Source organism: Blastococcus deserti, assembly GCF_042682525.1.
GTDB classification, from domain to species: domain Bacteria; phylum Actinomycetota; class Actinomycetes; order Mycobacteriales; family Geodermatophilaceae; genus Blastococcus_B; species Blastococcus_B deserti.
Genome location: NZ_JBHUHP010000008.1, coordinates 76,923 through 91,950 on the forward strand (window position 1 = coordinate 76,923; position 15,028 = coordinate 91,950).

Here is a 15,028-nt window from a genome sequence, read left to right on the forward strand (position 1 = left end):
GGAGCTCAGAAAGATCGCGATCCGGCATCCACCGCAGCCGAAAGAGCGGAGAATGGGATGCGTCCCAGCACCCCGGAGCGTCGATCCACCCCGGAGCGTCCCTGCTCGCCGGAGCTCCCCATGGCACAGCGGCTACACCTCCCCCACCGCCGGATGTCCACCTCCGCGAACCCCGAGAAGCAGCCAGGTCTCGGAGCCCGCGTCTACGCCGTGCAGCGCACCGGCGCCGTTCTCGTGGCGCTGTTCCTCCTGGTGTTCGGCCTGCTGGGCTTCGCCAGCGGCCAGGCGTTCTTCTCGACCCGTGGTCAATCGGTCCTGGGGATGTCCTCCAATGGCCTGCTGTCGACCCTGTCCGTGGTCGTCGCAGTCGTGCTCCTCGCCGCCGCCGGCCGAAGTCCGCGCACCGCGTCGACGGTGATGCTGGTGCTGGGGCCGTTGTTCCTGCTGTCCGCCTTGGTCAATGGAGTCGTGCTCGGGACCCGCCTCAACTGGCTGGCGTTCGAGGTGAGCAACGTGATCTTCTCCGTCGTCGTCGGACTGCCCATGCTGCTTCTCGGGGCCTACGGCCGGATCGGTAGCCGCCTTCCCCCAGACAGTCCGTACGCCCACGCGTCCACCGACGATGCAGACCTCGTCGACGAACGCCCCAGTACACCGGAGGAGGTCGCCGCCGAAGAGGCGATGCGCGAGGCCGAGATCGCCGTCGTCCAGCACACCGCCACACCGGAGCAGCGCCGCCGGGTCGAACAGATGGCGCAGATGCACCACCGCTCCGATCGACGGCGCGTGTGGATGGACCTCGAGGCGGCGAGCCGGGACAGAGCTCGCCACTACGCGGCATCGGCGGGTCATGGGGTGGCCATCCCCCACCCGCGAGCCGGCCGGCGCGTGCCGTGGCGGCGAGCGGGCCGCAGCCCGCACTGACGAGGGCGTCCCGGCACTGTTCGGCCTGGTCCGCTGATCCGCGGCCCTGCCCGAGGAAGGCGTGTGATCGGCGGCCGACCGGTCGGAGCGTGCGACCGCCCCCCCGAGCGGCCGTTGCTGCCCGACCTCCCGTGTGTCGGTGGCGAGGTCCCGCCGGGCAACCGTGTCCGAAACACCGCTGCCAACTGCGAGATGGAGGGCAGCCGTCCGGAGTGGACCCGTCGGGCCACGCACCGGGTCGCCCTTCGAACGACCGCGACATCGCCCACGTCTCGGACCCCCCGCGGCTGACGGCCGGCCCGGGCCCGCTCTCGGCCGTGTCCAGTCCTCGCGGAGTCGCCGTCGTGGGGCAACGGAGCCGTGCCTTGGACGGGGAAGACGGCGGCGCGAGGACAGGTTCGGCGCCGGTTCCCCGCAGCAGAATTGAACAGCACTTCCGACCGAGGGGATCGCCATGGACGCCGTGAAGACGTGGACCGTTCAGGTCGACATCGACGAGCATGAGGACCGCACCCGCGCAGTCGCCCGTCTCCGCACAGGTGAACACCAGTCCCTGGCCGGTACCGGGCTCGCGCGGCTCAACCCCGCAGACCGCAACGTGCCCCGGATCGGGGACGAACTGGCGGTGGCCCGGGCACTGTCGGAGCTGAGTCATCTCCTGCTGGACGTCGCCGCCCGGGACATCGAGGAGATCAGCGGTGTACCGGCTCATCCCGTGCTGTGACGTCGGGTCGGTCTCCGATCTCCCCGGAGCACCGTCAAATCCTTCCCTCGTCGCACCGACCCTCACGGTGCCTGGGCGGTCACCCAGAGAGCGGCGAGCGCGGCAACAGAGACCACGATCGCCGCGCCGTAGGTGAGCACCGCGACGGTCCGCTTCATCTTGATCTGGAGCCCGTCGTAGAGCGTGTACCGGAAGCGGTGCGCGCTGTGCACGAGCATCAGGACGAAGGCGCCGAGGAGCACCACGAAGGTCACCGGATGCCCCAGGAATGCGAGCAGGTGCTGGTGGTCCGGCGGGTCGAGCCACCCCAGCGGGAGACCCAGCCCGAACAGCAGGACGAGGCTGGGAAGGAGCACCGCCGCCAGCACGCCACCGGCGCTGAACATCAGCCAGACGAGCGGCTCGATCCGCCTCCTGGTCACCGGGTCACCAGCCAGAGCACGAAGCCGGAGACCACCACCAGGCCGGTGTACTGCCCGGCGATGATGTGGAAGTCCGGCACCCTCCGGCCCATCACCCGCACCGCCATCGCCTGCGGGGTGAGGTTGAACCAGGTCACCGTGTGCAGCAGCACGAAGACCAGCGCGACGACGTTCAGAGCGGTCACCCACGGCGAGGAGGCCCAGTCGAGGAAGCGCTGGTAGGCGGCCTCGCCGCGGCCGACGGCGTAGACGAACAGCACCAGGTACACCACGCACCAGGCGACGAAGATGCTGCTCAGCTCGCGCATCACGAAGACGAAGTAGGTCCGCTTCCGGGTCCACCACCAGGTCGAGATGCGGGGCCGGTGGAGGCGCAGGTCGGTCATCTGGCTCGCGGAGGGAGTCATCGCGCCCCCCGCGGGAGCAGGAAGGCCTTCACCGTCTCGAGCGCCGCCGTCAGCTTGTAGCGCTGGATGGCTGACGCGGGATCCACGTGCTTGGGGCAGACCCGCGTGCACTCGCCGACGAAGGTGCAACCCCAGACGCCGTCGTGCTCGATCAGCACGTCGAGACGCTGCCGCTTCCCGTGATCGCGCGAGTCGAGGTCGTACCGCTCGGCGAGCGCGATGGCGGCTGGACCGATGAACTGGGGATCGAGCCCGTAGACCGGGCAGGCGGCGTAGCAGAGCATGCAGTTGATGCACATGCTGAACTGCTTGTAGGCGTCCAGCTCCTCGGGCGTCTGGAGGTACTCGACGTCGGGCTCCACCGTCCGGTTGTCCTCCTCGCGGATGATCCACGGCTTGACCCGCGGCAGCTTCGCCATGAAGTCCGACAGGTCGACGACGAGGTCGCGCACCACGGGGAAGTTCGAGAGCGGCTCGATCGTGACCGGACCCGGTGCGTGGTCGGACAGGAAGGTGCCGCAGGTCAGCTTGGGCTCGCCGTCGACGTTCATGCCGCAGCTGCCGCAGATGCCCATCCGGCAGGACCAGCGGAACGACAGCGTGGTGTCGACCTCGTTCTTGACGTGGTTGAGGCCGTCGAGGACCGTCCACTCCTTCCGGAGCGGGACCTGGTACTCCTGCCAGTGCGGCGCGGAGTCGGTGTCCGGCCGGTATCGGGACACCCGGAGGCTGATGCTGTCCGCCATGGCTACCTGCCGTAGATCCGCTCGCCCGGGGGCCAGCGGGTGATGGTCACCGGAGAGCGCTCCACCCGCGACGTCCCATCGGGGTTGCGGAGCACCGACAGGTGGGTCAGGAACCGATCGTCGTCGCGGGCCGGGAAGTCGGTGCGCTGGTGCGCCCCTCGCGACTCCTCCCGGTGCATGCCGGCCTGGAGGATGCACTCGCTGACGTCGAGCATGTTGGCCAGCTCCAGCGCGGCCAGGAGCTCGGTGTTGAACGAGCGGCTCGTGTCCGCGAGGCCGACGTTCCCGACGCGCTCCTGCAGCTCGGCGAGGGTGTCCGCGCCCTTGGCCATCTCAGGTCCCGTCCGGAAGATGCCGGCGGCGTCCTCCATCGTGGCCTGCATGTCGTCGCGGATCGCGGCGATGCTCTCGGTGCCCGGTCCCCTGCCCAGGAGGTCGCGCTCCAGGCGGCGCACCTCATCGGCCGCCTGCGCATCGACGACAGCGGGCGTGCTGCCCGCGGCGGAGGCGTACTCCGCCGCCGCCCTCCCGGCCCGGGCGCCGAACACCAGGCACTCGGGCAGCGAGTTGGAGCCGAGCCGGTTCGCCCCGTTGATGCTCACGCACGCGGTCTCGCCCGCGGCGTACAGCCCCCCGAGCGGGGTCGCTCCGTCGATGTCGGTGGAGACACCGCCCATCATGTAGTGCACCACCGGGCGCACGGGAATCAGTTCGTGCACGGGGTCGATCCGCTCGTACTTCAGGCAGAGTTCGCGCACGAAGGGGAGCTTCGTGTCGATGAGCTTCTCGCCGAGGTGCCGCAGGTCGAGGTGCACGACGGCGCCGTAGGGCGAGTCCGTCGTCCGGCCCTTCTCGACCTCGTGGACGAACGCCTGCGACAGGCGGTCGCGGGGGCCGAGCTCCATGCTCCTGAGCTCGGGGGTCGGCGACGGCTTGCCCAGGTCGTAGTCCTGCAGGTAGCGGTAGCCGTCCTTGTTCAGCAGCCAGCCGCCCTCGGCACGGGCGGCCTCGGTGATGAGGATGCCCGTGAACGGCAGGCCGGTTGGGTGGTACTGGACGAACTCCATGTCCTTGAGGGGCGCCCCCGCGCGATACGCCAGTGCCATGCCGTCGCCGGTGTTGATGTTGGCGTTCGTGGTGAACGGGAAGACCTTGCCGCAGCCGCCGGTGCACAGGACGACGGCCTTCGCGGTGATCGCCTCGATCCGGCCGGTCATCAGGCGGATCGCCACGACGCCGTGCACGCGGCCGTCGTCGACCAGCAGCCGGGTCACGAACTCCTCGTCGTACCGCCGGACCTCGCCGAACTTCAGCGACGTCTGGAACAGCGCGTGCAGCATGTGGAAGCCGGTCTTGTCCGCGGCGAACCAGGTGCGCATCTTCTTCATGCCGCCGAAGGCGCGGACGGCGACCCGGCCGTCCGGCCGGCGGCTCCACGGGCAGCCCCAGTGCTCGAGCTGGATGAGTTCCTCTGGAGCCTCCCGGACGAAGGCCTCGATGGCGTCCTGGTCGCCGAGCCAGTCGCTGCCCGAGACCGTGTCGTAGCAGTGCTCGTCGAGGCTGTCGTCAGCGGCGATGACCCCGGCCGCGCCGCCCTCGGCCGACACCGTGTGGCTGCGCATCGGATAGACCTTGGCGATCACGGCCACGTCGAGCCTCGGGTTGCTCTCGGCGATGGCAATGGCGGCGCGCAGGCCGGCGCCGCCTCCCCCCACGATCAGGACGTCGTGCGCGGCGCATACGACGCCGTCACTCACCGCGCCACTCCTCGTCCGACAGCACCCGCCCGTTGTGGTGGACGACCATGCGGTGGCAGCTGCCGTCGTGGAACTCCTCCCGGGTGCTCCGGCAGCCGCAGGAGTAGCGCAGGTCCTCGGTGACCAACCCCTCGTGGTCCTCGGTCAGGAACCGCTCGCCGCCGCGCGTGCGCCCGCACGGTGCGAGCCGTGGCTCGAAAGCGGTGGCGACTGCACTCACGGCCCACCCCCCTTGGTGTAGGGACAGTGACCTCCGAGCTCGGGGACCAGCGTGCTCCGTACCCGCCGGGTTGTGAAGTGCTCCCGCACCGGGGCGTGACCCCCTGGTGGACCACCTGTCGTGCTACCTGGCCGCCATCGCGCGACGGCGAGCGGGCGCGCGTGGGGGACGCCGAACCCGGCGGTCGCAGTGCTGCGAGGACAGGAGGCAGGCGGCGTCCACACAACTCTGCTCGAAGTGTCGCTGGCCCGATCCCGACCAGGTGCAAGGGCTCCGAACGCACGACCGGTTCGGGTCATCGGGAAGGGAGGCAGGCGTGTGCGGAAGCACCGTGTCCGCCTCCGGACACCGACATGAACCCGCACGGCTCCAGAGCCGTGCGGGTTCGACCCCCGATGGGGCCACGGCGCCGTTTCCCGGTCCCCCTGCGAGCACGCTGCTGCGGACCGTGCGGACGCGCTGGCACAGGGAACCGCCCGGAGCCCTGCCCGACCGCGGAGGACTGACGACGGTCACCGCTGCGTGGTGGGATACGCGGGCCAGAGGAGCCGCGCTCGTCGTCGGTGGCCCGGCGCGAGCGCGCGGTCCTCGGCCCGGGCAGCCGTCAGCAGGAGCGGAGGCCGTCATGGCCGGCGCAGCACACGGAGCAGCACGGGTGTCGGTCTGCCTGGGCTTCGACTTCGACGCGATCTCGCTGTGGATCGGGTCGATGGGGTCCACCAGCCCGAGCATGATGTCCAGAGGCGAGTTCGGGGCGGCGGCGATCCCCCGGATCCTCGACCTGCTGAAGCGCTACGACGTCCGGGCGACCTTCTGCATCCCCCGGGCACAGCGTGTACGCCTATCCGGACCTCGTCCGTCGTATCCACGGCAGCGGCCACGAGCTGGGTCACCACGGCTGGGTCCACGAGAACCCGCCGAAGTTCGACCGGGACGGTGAGCGACGCAACCTCGAGCGCGGGTTCGAGGCGTTCGACAAGGTCGTCGGCATCCGCCCGCGCGGCTATCGCTCCCCCGCCTGGGACTTCAGCGAGAACACCATCGATCTGCTGCTCGAGTTCGGCTTCGACTACGACTCGAGCTGCATGGGCAACGACGTCCACCCGTACTACCTGCGGCAGGGCGACAAGGCCTCGCCCACGGAGCCCTACGTCTTCGGTGAACCGGTGGAGCTGGTCGAGGTCCCGGTCACCTGGGGCCTGGACGACTTCCCGCCCTTCGAGTTCGTGTGGGGCAGCAATGCCGGCCTCGCCAGCCCCTCCGACATCGAGGAGATCTGGCGTGGCGACTTCGACTACGCGTACCGGCACGCCGGCTCCGACGGCGAGGGCGCGGTGTACGCGCTGACGATGCACCCGCAGGTGATCGGCCGTGGTCACCGCATGCTCATGCTCGAACGGCTGCTGCAGCACATGTCCGGCCACGACGGCGTCGTCTTCGAGACCATCAGCGAGTTCGTGGACAGGTGGAAGGCCGCGAACCCCCTGGACGAGTGGAGGACCGGGCATCCCGAGTACGCCGAGCCCGGATCGCGCGGCGCCTCCTGACGCCCCGCAGGCACCGCATCTCGTCGTCGGGAGGGGTGGGTGGCGTGGCCGCCGACGCGGAGTACGAACTGCCCGGACTCGAAGGCCCGGCCGAGATCCTGATCGACCGCTGGGGCGTCCCCCACATGTACGCCTCCACCCTGTACGACGTCTTCCGCGTGCAGGGGTTCAACGCCGCCCGCGACCGGTTGTGGCAGCTGGACTTCTGGCGCCGCCGCGGCCTCGGCCTGCTCGCAGAGGTGTTCGGCCCGTCGATGGTCGAGCGTGATCGCGCCTCCCGGCTCTTCTACTACCGCGGGGACATGCATCCGGAGTGGCTGTCGTACGGCTCGGACACCAAGCGGGTCGCGACCGCGTTCGTCGACGGCGTCAACGCCTACATCCGTCTGGCCCTGCAGGACCGGGAGCTGCTGCCGCTGGAGTTCCGCGAGCTGGGTTACGAGCCGGCGCTCTGGGCGCCGGAGGACTTCGCGCGCATCCGGTCCAACGGGCTGTACTACAACCTCGACTCCGAGGTCGCGCGCGCATTGATCCTGCGCGACCACGACCGCCGCGTCGAGGACCTGCGCCGGCGTCGTGAGCCGCACGTCGATCTGGTCGTCCCCGAGGGTCTGGACCTGTCGCTGATCCCGGACGACGTCCAGCGGGTCTACCGTCTGGCGATCGACCCGCCGGACCTCACCGGGGTCCGGGAGTCGGCTCTGCAGGGCAGCAACAACTGGGTGCTCGCCCCGCACCGGACGACGACCGGGCGACCGCTGCTGGCCAACGATCCCCACAGGGCGCTGTCGGTCCCCTCGTTGCGCTACGTGGCGCACCTGTCGGCGCCCGGCCTGGACGTGATCGGCGCCGGCGAGCCCGCCCTGCCGGGGATCTCCATCGGTCACAACGGACGGATCGCGTTCGGCCTGACGATCTTCTCGATCGACCAGGAAGACCTGTACGTCTACCGGACCAATCCGGAGAACCCGACGGAGTACCGCTACCAGGACCGCTGGGAGCCGATGCGGGCGGTCCGTGACACGGTCAGGGTCAAGGGCAGCGAGGACGTCGAGGTCGAGCTGCGGTACACCCGGCACGGCCCGGTCATCCACGAGGACCCCGAGCGCTCCACCGCGTTCGCGGTCCGGGCGGCCTGGCTGGAGCCGGGAACGGCCCCCTACCTCGGCAGCATGGACTACATGCGCGCGACGAACTGGCACGAGTTCCTCGCCGCCATGAACCGCTGGGGCACGCCGCCGGAGAACCAGCTGTTCGCCGACCCGGCCGGGAACATCGGCTGGAAGCCGGCCGGGCTCACCCCGATCCGGCCCAACTGGAACGGCACGCTCCCGGTGCCCGGCGACGGGCGCTACGAGTGGGCCGGCTTCCGCGACATGGACGAGCTGCCGGTCGCGAGGAACCCGGAGCAGGGCTGGCTGGCCACCGCGAACGAGATGAACCTGCCCGACGACTACCCGGCGCACGACAAGGTGATCTCGTTCGACTGGTACCCGTCGTCGAGAGCCGAGCGGCTCGCCGAGGTCTTCGGGGGCGACCGGCGGTTCTCCCCGGAGGACTGCGTGCGGCTGCAATCGGACTTCGTCAGCCTCCCGGCCCGCCGGATCCTCCGGCGGCTGGCCGCTGTGACCGCCGACGACGACACCACGATCGACGCGCTGCGGCTGCTCACGGCCTGGGACGGCGACCTCTCCCCGGAGTCGGCCCCGGGCGCGCTGTTCGAGGTCTGGTACCGACGCCATCTCCGGCCCGCCCTGATGCGTGCGGCGGTGGCCCGGCTGGTACCGCACGACCAGGTGGAAGCGGTGGTCAGGAAAGTGACACCCGAGGAGAGCCTCCTGGCCGACCCCCGGACGGATCTCGGGATCCTCGAGCACCCGGTCGACTGGCTCGGGAAGGACGGCGACGCGGTGCTCGACGGGATCCTGCGGTCGACCCTCGCGCCGGCCGTCGCCGAGGTGGAGCAGCTGCTCGGCCCGGACCGCGGGACATGGGCGTGGGGACGGCTGCACGTCTCCCGCCTCGCGCACCCGCTGGCCCCGTTGATGCGCGAGGACACCCGAACGCGCCTCGCGGTGGGGCCCGCGCCGCGCGGCGGGAGCGGCGACACCGTCGGCAACACGGCCTACCTCGCCGACACGTTCGTGCAGGCCGGTGGAGCGACCTTCCGCATCGTCGTGGACGTCGGCGACTGGGACGGCTCGCTGGTCATGAACAGCCCCGGGCAGTCGGGCGACCCCGACAGCCCGCACTACTCCGACCTGTTCGAGTCCTGGAGCCGTGGGGAGGCGTTCCCGCTCTGCTACAGCCGTGCGCGTGTCGAGGCAGTGACCGAGCGGCGTATCCGTCTGCGCCCCATCGGTGCGCCCGCGGAGCCGGAGGGCTGAGTCAGGGCCGTGTCGCAACGGTCGGACCGCCTGTGCACCCATGCGTCCATGGATCAGCGGCTGGTGCGCCGTCGGGGCGAGGCACCGAGGCGTGGGGGGCGGCAGGCCGCTGCGCTCGTAACTCGAGGACCACCGGTCGGCTCGGCGGGGCCAGTACCGCGTCCCTTACTCGATCCACGACGACGAGGCGCTCGTCCGGGTCGCCCGCAGCTGGCACCCGCCGACGTCTACGGGTGACGCCCTCGTGACCACGGCTCGTGATCAACTCACCGCGGGAGCCGTGTGCGTATGCAGTGGATCGCCCCTCGCGATGGGGCCCCACGGGGAGCTGTGCGGTCCGTGCTCCGCCCTGCGGTACGGCTCACCGGACCGGCGACGCCCCCGACGCCGGCGGGGCATACCGCGGCATCATCCGGCCGGCCCGGCCCGGCGGCGCGGGCCCGGTCCGCGCTGGTGCGTCTCGTACATCCGGATCGCGACCACCGCGCCGGAGACGGCGGTGAGGGCTGCGACGAACCAGACCGCGGCCCGGATGCCGTAGAGGTCGGCCAGGACGCCGGCCAGCAGGGCGCCGACGGCGAACCCGCCGTCCCGCCACAGTCGGTAGATGCCCACGGAACTGGCGCGCCAGCCCGGGTGGGCGACGTCCCCGATCGCGGCCAGGAGTGTGGGGTAGACCATCGCGGTACCCGCGCCGAGCAGGACGGCGGCCACCGCCCAGACAGCGAACGCGTCGCCGACGGCGACCAGCGCCAGTGCCGCGGCCTGCAGCAGCATGCCGCCGACGATGAACGGCTTGCGCCCCCAGCGGTCCGACAGCGCACCCGTGACCAACTGGCCCAGGCCCCACACGGCCGGATAGAGGGCGGCCAGCACGCCGATGCGGCCGACGCCGAGCCCTGCGCCGGCGTACAGCACCGGGAACAGCCCCCAGGCCAGCCCGTCGTTGAGGTTGTTGACCAGGCCCGCCTGGCTGGCCGAGGACAGCGCGGGCTCCCGGAAGCTGGTCTGGACGAACACCTGCCGCTGGCTGAGCTCCTCGTGCAGGTGGTCGTGCCGGCCGTCGGCGCGCGACGTGTGCGTCCCGGCCTCCAGGCGGGCGTGCTGGCGGGTCTCCCGGACGGCGAGGGTCGACAGGCCCAACCCGAGCGCGGCGTAGGCGATGCCGAGGAAGAACGGCTCCGGCCGCAGCCCGGAGGCCCCGGCCAGGTAGCCGGTGGCCAACGCGGTCGCGGCGACGGCGAGGTAGCCCGCGGCCTCGTTGAACCCCGTCGCCAGGCCGCGGCGCGCGGGTCCGACGAGGTCGATCTTCATGATCACGGCGGTCGACCAGGTCAGCCCCTGGCTGATGCCGAGCAGCACGTTGGCGGCCACGACCCAGCCCCAGGACGGCGCCCAGATCAGCAGCAGCGGCACCGGCACGGCCACGACCCATCCCGCGACCAGCACCGGCTTGCGCCCGTACCGGTCCGACCAGGCGCCGGCCAGATAGTTGGTGACCGCCTTGGCCAGCCCGAACGCGAGGATGTAGGTGAGGACGGCGGTGTACGCGGTCAGGCCGAACTCGCGCTCGGCCAGCAACGGAAGGACCGTGCGCTCCTGGCCGAGCATCCCGCCGACCAGCGCGTTGACCGCGACCAGGAGCGTGAACTGGGCGGCGTTCTGCCGCAGCCCGAGGTGGAGCGGCCGTTCCCTCGCGGCCGTGCGAGCGGCGGCCCCCTCCCCAACCTCCGGGGCGCTCCCGCTGTCGCTCACCCGCCGGTGACCAGCGGCCGCGCCGTGGCGGTCGACCAGTCCTGCGGTCCGCCGGCCAGGACGGACACCTGAGACCTGCCCGCCCGCGCCAGCAGGCTGGCCGCGCCCATCGCCCGCTCCCCGTGCCCGCACATCACGACCGTCGGTCGATCGGGCAACCGGTCCGCCCGGTGTGCGAGGGCGCCGAGCTCGACGTGCCGGGCCCCGGGGACGTGACCGGACCGGAACTCGCTGTCCTGCCGGACGTCGAGGATCTCCGGCTCGTCGGCACTGATGTCCGGCAACTGCTCGGCGGTGACCAACGGGACGCTCCGGATCGGCGAACCCGCCTCACGCCAGGCGTCCATGCCTCCGGCGAGTTCGCCGGCGAGCTCGTCGTAGCCCACCTTGCGCGCCTGCCAGGCGACCTCCCCGGGGTCCTGATCCGGATTGCGCACGACGACCAGCGGGGTGCCGGGCGGCACCAGCCAGCCGAGCCACGTGGCGAACTGCGGACGCAGCGGGATCGACAGAGCGCCGGGGACGTGCCCGGCCGAGAAGTCGGGCACCGGCCGGACGTCGACGACCACGGCGCCGCTGTCCCGGAGACGGTCCACGGCCGGAACCGGGAGCGGGGTCAGCCGGCCTGTGGACTCGGCGTCCAGGACGCCGGGCCCCCGGCGGTTCAGCTCGGCGAGCCGGGAGAAGTAGTCCGGGTAGCTGCCCAGCGAGCCGAGCAGCGTCGCCACGAACGCGTCCTCGTCGGGGGCGGCGAGCAGCGGGTTGCCCGCCTTCTCCGCGCCGATGGTCGTGGTGCGCCGGGCCCCCGCCGGCGCAGAGCAGAACGATCCGGCGCCGTGCGTGGGCCACACGGCGACGTCGTCGGCCAGGGTGGCCAGCCGATGCAGCGACCGGTACTGGGCGCGAGCCAGCTCGTCGGTGCGGTCGGCGCCGAGCAGGTCCGTTCGGGCAGCTGATCCGACGATGAGGGACCCACCGCTGAACACCCCCACCGGGATCTGCCCGTCCAGCAGCAGGTAGGCCAGGTGCTCGTCGGTGTGCCCCGGCGTGAAGAGGGCGCGCAGCCGGAGCCCGCCGAGGTCGACCTCGTCGCCGTCGTCCAGTCCGACGTGCGGGAACTGCCGGTGACCCCGGGCGGAGGCGATCACCTGGGCGCCGTCGTCGGCGGCCAGCTGGAGGGCCCCGGTGAGGAAGTCCGCGTGCAGGTGGGTGTCGACCGCGTAGGCGACGTCCAGTCCCTGCCGTTCCGCGGCGGCGCGCACGGCGCGGAGGTCCCGACTGGCGTCCACCACCAGGCCCCGGCCGTCCCCGAGGTCCACCAGGTAGGCGCTGTTGCCCAGCCCCTCGTCGACCAGGGGTGTCACGTCGATCGTCACGGTCACCGCCTCGACGCCGTGGTCCACGCTGCTCACGACCGCCTCCTCAGAGCGGTTTCCGGGCCAGGAAGGGATAGCCGTACACCTCGTAGGCCCGCGCCTTCGTCTCCCCCGCGGCGCCGCCGAAGGTGTCCACCGGCTCACCGATGACGACGTGGGCGAAACCGACGTCGGTCAGGATCTTCTGCCAGCCCGCACGGGGCAGCCCGCCGGCTATCCAGCCGGTCCACAGGTCGATGTCCCGCAGCGCCCCCTCGGGCACCGGGCGCCCGTTGGCGATGTCGGCGAACTGCAGCCAGCCACCGGGCTTGAGCACGCGGCAGATCTCGGTGAGCACGGCGCGCTTGTCGGCGCAGAGGTTGATCACGCCGTTGGAGATGACGACGTCGGCCCAGCCGTCGTCCACGGGCAGCGCCTCCGCCAGGCCCGCGCGGAACTCGACGTTCTCCAGCCGCAGTTCCGCGGCGGTCGTCCTCGCCTTGTCGAGCATCTCCGGGGTCATGTCGACGCCGATGACATGCCCGTCCGGGCCGACCTGCTGCGCGGCGAGGAAGGAGTCGAAGCCGGCCCCGGAGCCGACGTCGACGACGCGTTCCCCGGGAGCCGGCCGGCGGAGCAGAAAGGGGTTGGCCACACCGGCGAACGACTCGACGGCGCGGTCGGGCAGGCCAGAGACGGCGTCGGGGTCGTAGCCGAGCCGTCGAGCCAGGTCCCGGCCGGTGTGGAAATGGAAGTGGCCGGCCGGATCGGTCGCGACCGCGCGGTACTTCTCCCGCACCTGGTCCCGAAGTGCTACGGCATCGACGAGGACGTCGGACGTCGTGGACATGGCAACCTCCGCTACCCGACGGCCACCGGCAGGCCGGCTCGTCTCCATTCCGGGAATCCGTCCTCCAGCCGCCGGGCGCGGTAACCGTGGCGGCTCAGCTCACGCACGGCCTCGTCCGCGTAGACGCAGTACGGGCCGCGGCAGTAGGCGACGATCTCGGTGTCCGTCGGCAGGCCGCCGAGTTGGCCCAACACCTCGTCGGGCGGCACGGATCGAGCCCCGGGGATGTGCCCGGCGGCGTACTCGGCGGGCGGCCGGACGTCGAGGACGATCACCTCGCCGGCCGCGACGAGACCGGCCAGTTCCTGCCGGTCGACGGTGGACAGTGCGCTCCGGTCGCCCAGGTAGCCCTCGGCCAGCCGGTCGATGCCCGCGACGTGCGCCACGGCGACGTCCCGCATGGCCGCCCACAGCTCGGCGACGCGTTCACCGGCGAGCCGGTAGTAGATCCGCGTGCCGTCCCGACGAGTGTCCACCAGCCCCGCACGGGCGAGGGTGCGCAGGTGGTGGGAGGTGTTCGCCAGGCTCTGCCCCACCTCGCCGGCGAGTTCCTCGACCGACCGCTCCCCCTGGGCGAGGACGTCGACGAGCTCGGCGCGCCGGCCGCTGGCCAGAGCGCGCGCGGCCTCGGCGAAAGCGTCGAAGAGGGATTCCTTGGCGGCACGGCTGCCCACGAACCGGAGCGTCGACCTCCCACGCGCCCTTGTCAAGTGCTCGTTTGATCGCTCGACAAACAGGCGCCGGAGGTCTTCCGATCGCGGGACCGCAGCGGGAGCATGGCGGCATCCACCGGCGTGCCGGGTGTCGGTTCCTCGGGGGCAGCTCCGGGCGTACCCGCGTCCCGCCCACCACCGTCTCGCCCGACCCACGCGGCGCAGGGCCCGCGAGCCGTTCCTACGAGGGGGACCGATGACGGTCACCGACCCGACCTCCTACCGGAGTCCGGGGGGTGAGCGTCGATGAGCGCTTCTTCCCTCACGGCACGGCTTCCGCGGCCGGCGGGCACACCAGCCGGCTGCAGGGAGGGGACGCATCCTCGGACTCCTGCCGCTACCGGTGAACGCGCGCGGGTGCGATCCACCCGCCTCGTCCGCGGCACGCAACAAGGCTGCCCGGCGGCACGGAGAGGACCCGTCTCGGAGAGGAGATCACCGTGGAGAGCAAGGCGCAGCGCGACGACGATGCCCGCCGCGCGATCGAGCACCGGCTCGTCGACATCCTGGACGCCGTGCATGCCGGCGACGTCCAGCGGCTGGCGAGCTACCACCTCGACAGCCCGAGGTTCACCAAGTTCAACGACTCGCCGCCGCTGGAACGCCAGGACTTCGCCACGGCGATGTCCGCCGAAGCGGCCGAGTTCCAGGCACTCGACGAGATCCGTGGCGCCTTCGAGGACGTGAAGATCGACCTCTTCGGTGCGGTGGCGGTGGTCACCGGTCTGTTCGCCTACGAGGCGTCGGTCGGCGACGATCGATCGAGCGGAACGGTGCGCACCACCGCTGTCATGGTGGACGACGCCGGCGACTGGAAGATCGCCCACGAGCACCTGTCGGTCCTGCCGGCCCCCGCGTGAGGTCGTCCTGGGACCGCCGGGCTCATCCGCCTCCGTCCGTGCACATTCTGACCGGTGCGCGGACGGCAGCCCGACATGCGCGTCGCGGCGCCACCGGAGCCGGAAGGCGTTGCCTGCCGCCGAGAGCGGGAGCACCGTCGTCCGCACGACGCCCTCGACGCAGGTCACCCGGACGGCGCTGCCGTTTCGGTGTCCGACGACCTCGAACTCCCACATGGCCGCGAGCGACCGTGCACCCAGCCCCTCCCCGAGGCGGAGCACCAGCTCAGCGCCGTCCGCGGATCGGCGCGACGGGCTGGGCGCCCGGCGGGAACACGTGCGGCCGGCGGGACCCGCGGCGCTCCGCTGATCACTTGCTGGC

The 15,028-nt window shown here is 71.7% G+C and carries 14 protein-coding genes; 5 read left to right on the forward strand and 9 right to left on the reverse strand.

Annotated features, from left to right (window positions below; all coding sequences use genetic code 11):
- Positions 1-120 precede the first annotated feature (120 nt).
- Entirely contained in the window at positions 121-924 is an 804-nt protein-coding gene (locus ACFSHS_RS07600; protein ID WP_376873725.1) for a DUF4383 domain-containing protein, read from the forward strand.
- A gap of 454 nt (positions 925-1,378) precedes the next feature.
- Positions 1,379-1,648, forward strand: coding sequence for a DUF1876 domain-containing protein (locus ACFSHS_RS07605; protein WP_376873727.1), 270 nt, complete (start codon positions 1,379-1,381; stop codon positions 1,646-1,648).
- 62 nt (positions 1,649-1,710) lie between these two features.
- Here ACFSHS_RS07605 and frdD read toward each other — a convergent pair whose 3' ends face one another.
- The 5 genes from frdD to ACFSHS_RS07630 are packed head-to-tail and all read right to left on the reverse strand — an operon-like array spanning position 1,711 to position 5,200.
- On the reverse strand, positions 1,711-2,070 hold the full coding sequence (gene frdD / locus ACFSHS_RS07610) for a fumarate reductase subunit FrdD (protein ID WP_376873729.1): 360 nt from the start codon (positions 2,068-2,070) through the stop codon (positions 1,711-1,713).
- Positions 2,067-2,477, reverse strand: coding sequence for a fumarate reductase subunit C (locus tag ACFSHS_RS07615; RefSeq protein WP_376873731.1), 411 nt, complete (start codon positions 2,475-2,477; stop codon positions 2,067-2,069). The genes frdD and ACFSHS_RS07615 overlap by 4 nt, the downstream gene beginning before the upstream one ends.
- Positions 2,474-3,223: a succinate dehydrogenase/fumarate reductase iron-sulfur subunit gene (locus ACFSHS_RS07620; RefSeq protein WP_376873733.1), complete on the reverse strand. Its 750-nt coding sequence runs from the start codon at positions 3,221-3,223 to the stop codon at positions 2,474-2,476. The genes ACFSHS_RS07615 and ACFSHS_RS07620 overlap by 4 nt, the downstream gene beginning before the upstream one ends.
- A 2-nt stretch (positions 3,224-3,225) precedes the next feature.
- The gene (gene frdA, locus ACFSHS_RS07625; RefSeq protein ID WP_376873735.1) at positions 3,226-4,980 is read right to left on the reverse strand and encodes a fumarate reductase (quinol) flavoprotein subunit; all 1,755 of its coding nucleotides are present in this window, start codon (positions 4,978-4,980) and stop codon (positions 3,226-3,228) included.
- A complete protein-coding gene (locus ACFSHS_RS07630; RefSeq protein WP_376873737.1) occupies positions 4,973-5,200 on the reverse strand; it encodes a hypothetical protein in 228 nt (75 codons plus the stop codon). Before ACFSHS_RS07630 ends, frdA begins: the two co-directional genes overlap by 8 nt.
- Positions 5,201-6,033: 833 nt before the next feature.
- On the opposite strand from ACFSHS_RS07630, the gene ACFSHS_RS07635 reads away from it, so the two are divergent.
- A complete protein-coding gene (locus ACFSHS_RS07635) occupies positions 6,034-6,747 on the forward strand; it encodes a polysaccharide deacetylase family protein (RefSeq protein WP_376873739.1) in 714 nt (237 codons plus the stop codon).
- A gap of 44 nt (positions 6,748-6,791) precedes the next feature.
- Complete coding sequence (locus ACFSHS_RS07640) at positions 6,792-9,134, forward strand: penicillin acylase family protein (protein ID WP_376873741.1); 2,343 nt, start codon at positions 6,792-6,794, stop codon at positions 9,132-9,134.
- A gap of 408 nt (positions 9,135-9,542) precedes the next feature.
- Here the strand turns inward: ACFSHS_RS07640 and ACFSHS_RS07645 are convergent, their stop codons facing one another.
- The 4 genes from ACFSHS_RS07645 to ACFSHS_RS07660 are packed head-to-tail and all read right to left on the reverse strand — an operon-like array spanning position 9,543 to position 13,768.
- Positions 9,543-10,889: an MFS transporter gene (locus ACFSHS_RS07645; protein WP_376873743.1), complete on the reverse strand. Its 1,347-nt coding sequence runs from the start codon at positions 10,887-10,889 to the stop codon at positions 9,543-9,545.
- On the reverse strand, positions 10,886-12,301 hold the full coding sequence (locus ACFSHS_RS07650; RefSeq protein WP_376873745.1) for an MBL fold metallo-hydrolase: 1,416 nt from the start codon (positions 12,299-12,301) through the stop codon (positions 10,886-10,888). The genes ACFSHS_RS07645 and ACFSHS_RS07650 overlap by 4 nt, the downstream gene beginning before the upstream one ends.
- Positions 12,302-12,311: 10 nt before the next feature.
- Positions 12,312-13,094: a methyltransferase domain-containing protein gene (locus ACFSHS_RS07655; protein ID WP_376873747.1), complete on the reverse strand. Its 783-nt coding sequence runs from the start codon at positions 13,092-13,094 to the stop codon at positions 12,312-12,314.
- Between the two features lie 11 nt (positions 13,095-13,105).
- Entirely contained in the window at positions 13,106-13,768 is a 663-nt protein-coding gene (locus ACFSHS_RS07660; RefSeq protein WP_376873749.1) for an ArsR/SmtB family transcription factor, read from the reverse strand.
- 479 nt (positions 13,769-14,247) lie between these two features.
- Here ACFSHS_RS07660 and ACFSHS_RS07665 point away from each other — a divergent pair, with 479 nt between their 5' ends.
- Positions 14,248-14,667 carry a nuclear transport factor 2 family protein gene (locus ACFSHS_RS07665; protein WP_376873751.1) on the forward strand — a complete coding sequence of 140 codons (420 nt, stop codon included), beginning with the start codon at positions 14,248-14,250 and terminating at the stop codon, positions 14,665-14,667.
- Positions 14,668-15,028: the final 361 nt, after the last annotated feature.

Bases quoted from the DNA above. Each gene is read 5' to 3' on its own strand.
- ACFSHS_RS07655 (WP_376873747.1), bottom strand. From the start codon at position 13,094: ATGTCCACGACGTCCGACGTCCTCGTCGATGCCGTAGCACTTCGGGAC.
- ACFSHS_RS07615 (WP_376873731.1), bottom strand. From the start codon at position 2,477: ATGACTCCCTCCGCGAGCCAGATGACCGACCTGCGCCTCCACCGGCCC.
- ACFSHS_RS07620 (WP_376873733.1), bottom strand. From the start codon at position 3,223: ATGGCGGACAGCATCAGCCTCCGGGTGTCCCGATACCGGCCGGACACC.
- ACFSHS_RS07605 (WP_376873727.1), top strand. From the start codon at position 1,379: ATGGACGCCGTGAAGACGTGGACCGTTCAGGTCGACATCGACGAGCAT.
- ACFSHS_RS07600 (WP_376873725.1), top strand. From the start codon at position 121: ATGGCACAGCGGCTACACCTCCCCCACCGCCGGATGTCCACCTCCGCG.